Annotated in this window: 1 pseudogene; it reads right to left on the bottom strand. The window is 66.9% G+C overall.

Features of this window, described 5'->3' with window-relative positions:
* Positions 1-25 precede the first annotated feature (25 nt).
* A pseudogene (locus D2L64_RS26940) lies at positions 26-664 on the bottom strand (IS982 family transposase); the annotation flags it as partial.

The raw sequence follows: 664 nt of genomic DNA, 5'->3' as shown, positions 1-664 counted from the left end.
CTAGACGAGTAAGTCCGAAGTCGGGTCAGTGGTCGTAGGCGATCAGGGACCTGGTCAAGGGCTGGCCGGTCGCCCGGTTGTGCCAGATCGCGGCGGTCATCGCGAGGAGTCGCTGCGCGATGCGGACGGCTACACCTTCGATACTCCGGCCGCCGTGTAACTCAAGGTCGAGTTGACCCTTCAACGTGTCGTTGACCGACTCGATGAGCTGCCGAACCGGCTTGAGTAAGTGCTCGTCGCGGCGTGGGGTGCGGTTGCGGTACGACGGTCGCAGAGCAACCGCACTCCACGCTCGGCCAGCCACCGGTCCAACTCGGCCGAGACGTACCCCTTGTCCGCCACGATCAGCAGACCCGGACGGTCAGCGATCAGGTCCGGGTCGTGATCGAGGATCGCGGTCAGTACCTGCCGCTTGTCAACCTTCGGCGTCGCGAGGGCCCAGGTGACCGGCAGACCGGCGGGGGTGCAGACCAGATGCAGACGCAGGCCCCAGAAGAACCGCGAGTGCGAAGAGCAGTAGCCGTAGCCGGCCCACCCCGCCAGGTCGGAGCGTTTCACCGTCGGCCTCGACCGACCGCACTCCACTGGCGTGGAGTCCACCACCCACGTCGTGTCCGACCACAGGTCGGTGTCCGCCGCGACCGCCCGGATAGCGCGCTTGAGC

Origin of the sequence: Micromonospora radicis (genome assembly GCF_003583405.1) — a bacterium.
Lineage (GTDB): Bacteria > Actinomycetota > Actinomycetes > Mycobacteriales > Micromonosporaceae > Micromonospora > Micromonospora radicis.
The sequence above is the reverse complement of the archived record's forward strand: the minus strand, read 5'-3'. Positions and strand labels throughout refer to the sequence as shown.